Here is an 8,543-nt window from a genome sequence, read left to right as displayed (position 1 = left end):
ATAAACATGTGGAAGCGAAGAACGGAAGGTTCTCCGCAGGGAATACTCGTGGATATTCTCACTAGGTTGAGAGTGTTATCTTATCCAAAACTCAGGTTCATAGGTTCTGTCCACCAACGGCAGGCCACCGAAATGACGGAACATATCAAAGTAACGGGAAGCGATGATAACCTTCGCTTCCGCCTTCAAGCGGTTTTTCTCAGCCTGATCCATATCGGGCACTCGGTCCACGTTCTCAATGAACATCCAGCTTGAACGAATGGCTTCCCATGTCCGATAGCCATAATATGCAAAACGTACGTGGCCACGGCTGTTGTCTTCATCGGCTGCCGTATAAGCTCCACTGTAATAAAGAGAGTTCACACCGCTCCATGAATTGTGACTATGCCAGCAATCAGACATGGTTTCAAACATGCCCGTATTCATTTTCTGTTTGTTGACCTCCCAATAATATGGCAAGCCGTAATACATATCTTTGTAAGTATTCCACAGGAAGGCCTCTGCATAGTCTGCCTTGCCGAAAATGGAATCCTGGTTCAAGTCGCTGGTCGTAGGCGGCTTTTCCAGGAAAGCGTCACCAAACTTTATTTCATCGACACAGGAAGCAAAAAAGACAGATAAGCCTACCAGTGCCGCAAACATCCAACTCATTATATGTTTCATAATCTCAAGTTCTTAAATCTTCCGTTAATAAGTTACTATTTAGAAGCCCAGCTTCAAACCGATGTTGAATACACGGGTCAATGGATAGTTCGGACGGTCGCTCTGACGAGATTCGGGGTCTCCCCACATAAATCCAGTAATAGTCAGCAGGTTGTATCCATTGAGGTAGAGACGGCAGTCATTCAATTTAAGCTTCTTCATGAAGGGAAAATCAAAGTTATAACCTATCTCGACGTTCTTCAAACGCAGATAGCTGGCGTCAATCAGATATAAATCGCTCTGAGCGTAGTTGTTGCTGGCATTAGTTGCAGTAGCAAGCGGGAATTTGGCCGTATAAGTATCGGCAGACGAACGCCATGTATTTTCATACTGATAGAGCAGCAAGCCCTTGTTCTGCGTGTCACCCAGCGGCTGACGGAATTCGGAAAGCATGCGGTCTACGTTCCAAGCACCCGTCCACTGCATAGAAAAGTCAAAGTTCTTCCAGGAGAAGCCTAAATTCAGACCGGCTGTGTACTCAGGCACATCGGTGAAGCCGATGTCACGGGTAGCATCGTCACCGTTAATCTTACCGTCACGGTTAAGGTCTACATAAACTGCATCACCGGGACGGAGTGTAACGCTATGGTCTGCAATGGGAATGCCGAATTCCTCCATGTAGCGCTCATCGGCTGTCTCATCATAGAATCCCCAGAACTTGTACATGGAACGAGAACCTACCACGCGGCCTGTCTGGTACATCCACGGTTCGTTCTGGGCGACTTCATTCATATACACAATCTTATTGCGGGCAAACGAAATATTAAAGTTGGCCCAATAACGGAAGTCATTGTTCAACTGGTCATTCCATTTAGCCTGTACCTCGAAACCTTTGTTCTGTACCTTACCTACATTAATGGCAGGCAACGACATTCCTAACAGCCCCGGCAGATAATCGGGATTACGCAGAATGTCGCGACGGTTTTCAATAAAATACTCTGCCGAAATGTTCAGATGCTCATTTAAGATTGTAAAGTCCACACCGTAGTTCTGCTTGATGGCAGTTTCCCACTTGGCATCAGGATTGGTGTGAGTTGATTCCCAGGCACCCGGTTTCGCCGTACCAATGTTCTGTCCCAGACTTGCACCCGAAGTGCTGCCGTATCCGTATGAACCCGGCAGATACCAGAAACGCTGGTTTCCATATTTATCATTACCGACCATACCGACCGAAACACGGAACTTCATGTAATTGATAACCTTCTTCAAAGGCTGGAAGAAAGGTTCCTCACTGATAGTCCATCCCACAGAACCGGCAGGAAAGAAACCATAACGATTTTCGGGATTAAAATTCTCAGAGCCATTATAGCCCACATTAAACTCGGCCATATAGCGTGTCTTCCAGTCATAAGTGACACGGCCTACCAGACCTACGTAACCGGTTGGGATATAACTGTAAGAAGCCGGATAGAATGTCTTGGACTGGTTGTAGAGCAACAAACCCGACACATTATGATCACCAAACTTACGGGAGTAATTTATACCCAACTCCATGTACCAGTCGCGAGCCTTGCCCGAGTTGCTATTTGAATAACTGGTCTGTGTATCTGAACCAGACTTCTTGTAATTGATAATGCCATTGCCACTGACAACCGGCGTGTACGTGGCTACCGAAGAAGAAGCCACCTTAGTGGTGCTGTAACTGGAGTTGTAAGAACCTTTCAGTTTAACAGACAAACCTTTGGTAATAAAATCCAGCTTCTGATTCAAAATCAAGTCCAGGTTCACTACGTTAGTGGAAGTACTGCGGAAACCCTTACCAAAATAAGAAGAAAGACCGTCAGCTCCCGGATTGGGCACATAGTCGGGATTGGTTTTGATATACTTGCCATCTACAATACCTGCGCTGGCGAAAGGAACAGCCCAATACAACTGACGGAACAGCTGGTTCTGATCCTGCCCCGACTCCGGCGTACGTTTGTTTTCCAGACGGCCACCGATGTTCACCGAGAGCAAAGTGGTCTTAGTCACGTCAAAGTCCAGGTTAGCGCGGTAGTTGTAACGCTTGTAGTCGAAGTTGAAATCGTTGGCAGCATTGAACTGTTTGAACATACCGCCCTGAGTGAACATACCGGCCGACACGAAGTAACGCATGTTGTCCGTACCACCAGAGATATTGACATTATGTTGCGACTGGAAAGAAGCCTTGTTCATACAGTAGTCAATCCAATTGATGTCCGGATAAAGAATCGGATTGCTGTGATCGCGGAATGCCGCCAACACCTCGTCAGAATAAAGGATATCGTTACCGTCATTTCTACGCATCATATTCACATAGTCGGCATACTGGTAAGAGTTGGCAAACTCCAATTCCTTGGTACGCACGTTTACGCCTACTGATGTAGAGAACGAAATCTTAGCCTTGCCTTCGGCACCACGTTTGGTCGTAATCAAGATAACACCGTTGGCACCACGTACACCGAACACCGCTGTTGCCGAAGCATCCTTCAACACAGTGATGCTTTCAATTTCATTCGGATCAATCTGCGACATGTCACGTTCCACACCATCCACCTGAATCAACGGTGTGGCATTGTTCCATGTAGCAATACCACGCACGTAGATATCTGCCGCATCGGCACCCGGTTCGCCCGAATACTGAACAGTAGAGATACCCGTCACCTGACCGGAAAGAATGTTCGAGATAGAACCCGAAGGGGTTTTCAGCAAATCATCACCCTTCATTGAAGAAATTGCACCCGTCACAGACACTTTTTTCTGCACACCGTAAGCAACGACCTCGACTTCGCCCAACATCTGAGAATCCTCTTCCAGCACAATGTTCAAGTTCATACTTTTCTTCACAGTAATCTCCTGGTCTCTGTAACCGATAAAGCTAATCTTCAACTTGCATCCAGCAGGAACATCAAGAGTAAACTTACCATCCAAATCGGTAATTACACCCACCGTTGTACCTACAGCCATCACATTGGCGCCAATAACTGGTTCTCCATTGACGTCCTTCACCACGCCTGTCACTCTCACCGTGCTTTGCTGTACCGCCTCCGGCACAGGCGCCTCTCCGGCATATCCCTTTACCGGCGCCGACAAGAAAAGGCACAGAAGAATTGCGGCTGGAAGCAGTCGACGAAAATTAGGATTTCGCTGTCCCGAGAAATTTTCTTGCTTTTCCATTAGCAATAATTTTAAGATTAAACATATATTAAATACTCAAAGAATCCGCTTGGAACAGATTCCTTGATTCCGGAAGGCAAAAGTAAAAAAGCAACAGTATTTAAAGGATTTGGAATATCCCAAACACGTAGAATATGGGTTCACGAACCCAAAAAGCATATAAAATGAACTAAATTTATACATCATACGTTGCCATCAGAAAGTACATAAAGCCTCTCTGCCGATATGAATATAAAACAAAACGATACATTTTTTAAGAAAGCCATTCCAAAGCCCAAGCCGGACTCTGCCTTTCAGAACGGCCTGATGCCGCACAATCATGGACCACGCAACAACGCATGGCTACACCTTCCTGCATGAGCACAGGGCCATGCAGGAGAAAACGGTGCAGTGTCATCCACAGGAACCGGTTACGCAGAACAACGCGAAAATAAGGATAAAGAAAAGCATAAAGACAACCCCTGGAAAGAGCCCATGCCCTCCTATTCTAAAAATGAAGCGAGCACACCTCCTGCCCGAATGACGCGGCCGCTGACGGCCACCGCCATGGGTAGAAGAATATACAACCAGACAAAAGGCCCCTTAATCCGGTTGCATTTCTTCATTGACATTCCCGACAGTTGTAAACTTCTTCATATAGTCAGAAGGACGCATTCCAAACTCTTTCTTGAAACAGGCGCTGAAGTACCGCGGATCGCTGTAACCCACCGCATAGGCCAGTTCAGACACGCTAATCCGCTTCTTCTCCTCCATGATGCGGCAGGCAGCCTTCATGCGAATGTTGAATATAAAGGCCGACCCACTGAGTCCCGTAAGGGATTTCAGTTTACGGAAGAAGGTGGACTTGGACGTGTGCATTTCGTTCAACAGCTGTGCCTGTCCAAAGTCCGGATCGCTGATATGATTGTTCACACAGTCAATGGCACGTTGCAAAAAGTCCTCGTCAAGGGTGGTTATGTTCAGTTCTTTGGCCTCGAAGACCAACTGCTTCTTGAAATCCCGGCCCATGCGTTCGCGCTTGCGAAGGAGGTTGCTGATGCGCGCATGAAGCACACTCAGACTGAAAGGCTTGCTGATAAATGCGTCGGCACCCGACTCATAGGCCTCCACCCTATCTTCCTCCTTGTTCTTTGCGGTCAACAAGATGACAGGAATATGAGACGTTTCAAACTGATTCTTGATGCAGCGGCACAACTCTATACCGTCCATCTCCGGCATCATCACATCGGAAACTATCAAATCCACCTCCTGCTGGTTCACCACTTCAAGTGCCTCCTTTCCGTTGGAAGCCGTAAAGAGGGCGTAATCCACTCCCAACAGTTTCACCATCAACTTCAGCAAGTCTTCATTGTCTTCCACAAGCAGCAACGTTTTCCGCGCCCCCGACGGTTCTTTCTTCTCGTTCTCCGCGCTCTCATCACCCGCCACCGGTTCCGGCGATTCATCCGCCTCTTCGCCTACCACGACCTTTTCTTCGTCGGCCACTTCCGACAAGGTGTCATCTATCTCTTCTTCCGCATAGGCCGAACGCGATACGGGCAAAGAAACGATAAAGGCAGTTCCCTCTCCCTTCTCACTTTCCACCTGGATGGAACCATGATGAAGCTCAACCAAATCATGTACCAAAGAAAGTCCGATACCTGTACCGATGGTCTTGAACCTGCGGTAATCGCCTTCATAAAAACGCTTGAACAGTCCTTTCTTCACATCTTCGGTTATGCCGGGACCATTGTCCTTGACAACCAAGCGCACCATGCCATCCTCACCACCTGCCAGTTCTATGCTGACCATTCCGCCGGGACGGTTATACTTGGAAGCGTTGGAAAGCAGGTTATAAAGAATCTTGTCCACCTTGTCCATGTCAAAGTAGACGCATAACGACTCGGGATTGCATGAAATGCTGAAACGCAGGTCCTTGCTCCTCATCAAAGGCTTGAAGCTCTCGACACTGCGGCGGACAAACAGGGAAAGGTCTGCCTGCGAGACCTTCAGTTTCAAATTACCCGTTTCGGCCTTCCGGAACTCCAGAATCTGCTGCAAAAGGCGTATCAACCGGTTTATGTTATTGTTCATCAGCCGATACTGTTCCTTATGCACGGGCGATATGCGCTTCAACTCGTCCACCGAAGCAGAAAGTATGGTCAAAGGAGTCAGCAATTCATGGGTGATGTTCGTAAAGAACTGTAGTTTGGCATGGTTCACCTCTTCCGCCTTTGCCTTTTCCATTTCACGCAGCTGAAGTGCGTTGCGCAGCCGTATCCGGTTCCGCACCTGGTAATAAAAATAATAAGCGACGGATATTACAAGGACTGTATAAATAGTATAGGCCCACCACGTTTTCCAGGGAGGCGGCAGAACCACAATCTTCATCTTCAGCGTCTCGCCGTCCCACACGTCGTTGGAATTGGATGCCTTCAGAAAGAACGTATAAGTTCCCGGATGCAGGTTGTTATAGTAGGCAAAGCGCTTGGAAGCATCCGTGTACTGCCACTCCGATTCAAAGTCCTGCAGTTTGTATGCATAGCGGTTACGCGCCGGGTTGGCATATTCCAAAGCCGAAAATTCAATGCTGAAATTATTGTGAAGATAATCCAGACGGATTTCGTCTGTGAAGCCGGGTGCGAAAGCCGAAATGCGGTTACGTTCGTCCTCAGGCAGCGAATGCCAGGTCTGGTTGAAGATTTTGATGTCCGTCACAACCACCGGCGAGGAGAAAGCCTGGTCCTTTAACCGTTCGGGGTAAAAGCTATTGTATCCCCGATGGCCTCCGAAAAACATCTCGCCGTCGCGAGCCACGGAAGCGGCTCCCCGAATGAATATATTGTCCTGCAGGCCATTTGCCGTCGTATATAGGCGGAAAGTCACATCCGACAGATTCTCAGGCACCGTCAGCTTGACCAGCCCCGCATTGGTGCCCAGCCACAAATGGCCGTAGCTGTCTTCTTTAATGCTGACGACCACGTCGCCAGGCAGATTCCAGTTGGCATGAAAGGGCAGAAACGAATCGCTTTCCTCGTCATAAAGCCCGAGCCCGTTACCGCCTCCTATCCAAATGCGCCCGAAACGGTCCTTAAAGACACAATCCACATAGTCTGAGTTCAGCTTACCGTTTTCAATGGCATATTGGGCAACCGAGTAACCGGAAAAGCCGGATTTCTTGTCCGCCTTGCGGAACAACAACACGCCGTGGGTGCCCGAAGCGACCCATACGTCGTCTCCGTTTCCTTCTGTCAGGCCTAAAGCCACCACGCTCCGCATGGACGAGCCGCCCACTTGCAATGAGTCGAAACGCACCGCTTTTCCCTCAACGGTACGGACAGATACGCCATTGCGCGTGGCAAACCAGAGGTTATGCTCCTTATCTTCGTACACATAATAGACACAGTCGCCGGCAAGCCATGCAGAATGGGCCGAAAGATAATGCTTCACCCGCTGTGCCACCGGAGCCTGTTTGTCTATTTCATACACGCCGCCGTCATAAGCGGCAATCCAGATGTGTCCGTCGACCGAATGCTGCATGATGGACATGACGGTGGTCACATTGCGGTAGCCGGCAAATTCCGGCATCTGCGAATAATGTACAAATTCACCTGTATTGCGGTTTCTCACGCCAAAGCCGTACGAACCCGTCCCCAGCCAAAGCTTGTCCTCGTCATCAATGAAGATGCTGCGCACGGACGTCGTCTTCAACAGCTGCCTGGCATCGCGCAAGTCGTCCCACACAAAATCGGCCTTCCTTGTATTCACTTTGGTGACACCGCCACCTATCATCCCCAGCCACATCAGTCCCTGACGGTCGCACACCACCGACGTCACTTCATCACTGGCTATGGCACTCTCGGAATCGTCAGGATAGTAATTCTCAAAACTTTCCTTTCCGGTGTAGCGGTCCGAAGGAGGCAGAACGCTGAGGCCCTTTCGGGTACCTATCCACAAAGCGCCCGAATTGACATCTTCAGAAAGGGCATAGATAATGTTGTCCGAAATAGACGAGGCATCCGCCCCATCGTTCCGGTAAGTGACCCAGGTCAGCTTGTCCATTTGCCAGGCATTCTGCAGCAACGTCAACCCTCCATGCCACGAGCCAATCCACATGTTCTTGCGGCTGTCCTGAAAGATGACATGGGCGGAGTTCCGCGCATTCAAGCGCGGATACCTGACGAATTTGCCGGTAGAGGTCTCGTAACGGAACAGCCCCCAATCCCAAGTACCAATCCAGATATCGCCCCTGTCGTCCTCGCAAAGGGCCTTGATGGTTGTTTTAGGCAGCACTTTTCCGGTACGTTCCCAGTCATAGACCAGAAAATCATCCGTTTCTTCCTGATATTCGTAGAGCCCCCAATCCGTGGCAAAGAAAATCCGCCCCTTCCGGGTCACCAGGATTTTGGGTATTGAATTTCCGTTCATCTCCGGATGGTTTATCTTGCGGATGATGCCCGTCTGCTTGTCCAGCACATTCAGTCCGCCATACGTTCCTATCCACAGGCGGTGGTTCGTATCCTCGGCCACGCAAAGGATATTGTTGCTCGTCAACAAATCGGGATGAGCATAATTTGATTTGTAGGATACGATGGAATAGCCGTCATACTGGAACAGTCCGTTACGTGTAGAAATCCAGATATAACCATCCCTATCCTGATAGACGGACTGCACATCCTTATTGGACAATCCGTTCAAGACAGACGCCATTCCAATTGCCGGAGAAT

At 48.9% G+C, this 8,543-nt stretch carries 3 protein-coding genes; all 3 read right to left on the bottom strand.

What is annotated here, in order from left to right; all coding sequences use genetic code 11:
- Positions 1-75: 75 nt before the first annotated feature.
- Entirely contained in the window at positions 76-663 is a 588-nt protein-coding gene (locus Q1Y74_RS09415; RefSeq protein ID WP_366914093.1) for a hypothetical protein, read from the bottom strand.
- 39 nt (positions 664-702) lie between these two features.
- Positions 703-3,837: a TonB-dependent receptor gene (locus Q1Y74_RS09410; protein ID WP_300814013.1), complete on the bottom strand. Its 3,135-nt coding sequence runs from the start codon at positions 3,835-3,837 to the stop codon at positions 703-705.
- 582 nt (positions 3,838-4,419) lie between these two features.
- Positions 4,420-8,526 carry a two-component regulator propeller domain-containing protein gene (locus Q1Y74_RS09405; RefSeq protein ID WP_300814012.1) on the bottom strand — a complete coding sequence of 1,369 codons (4,107 nt, stop codon included), beginning with the start codon at positions 8,524-8,526 and terminating at the stop codon, positions 4,420-4,422.
- Positions 8,527-8,543: the final 17 nt, after the last annotated feature.

The organism is uncultured Bacteroides sp. (assembly GCF_949298305.1).
GTDB lineage: Bacteria > Bacteroidota > Bacteroidia > Bacteroidales > Bacteroidaceae > Bacteroides.
The sequence above is the reverse complement of the archived record's forward strand: the minus strand, read 5'-3'. Positions and strand labels throughout refer to the sequence as shown.